This window comes from Gilvimarinus sp. 1_MG-2023 (genome assembly GCF_030548285.1).
Genome location: NZ_JAUOSC010001165.1, coordinates 1 through 262 on the forward strand (window position 1 = coordinate 1; position 262 = coordinate 262).

The 262-nt window shown below is 50.4% G+C and carries 1 protein-coding gene; it reads left to right on the plus strand.

Features of this window, described 5'->3' with window-relative positions; genetic code table 11:
- Nucleotides 1–125: 125 nt before the first annotated feature.
- On the plus strand, nt 126–262 hold a 137-nt coding region (locus Q4563_RS20525; protein ID WP_303605828.1), incomplete at its 3' end, for a Trm112 family protein.

Consider the following 262-nt stretch of genomic DNA (forward strand, 5'->3'; position numbering starts at 1 on the left):
GGACTGGGTAAAATGCCAGTCCTTTGTAACTGAAAATTGCTGGTACGTACCGGTGGATGCAGTGCCTGACCGTTCTACCCGGCAGGCTCTGGATACCTTGCTGACAACCTGGGGAGAGAAATACCATGGATAAACAACTACTGGCGATGCTGGTATGCCCACTGTGCAAGGGCAAGCTGAAATACGATGCTGAAGCACAAGAATTGTTATGCACCTTCGATGGCCTGGCTTTCCCTATTGTTGATGGTGTGCCGGTTATGCT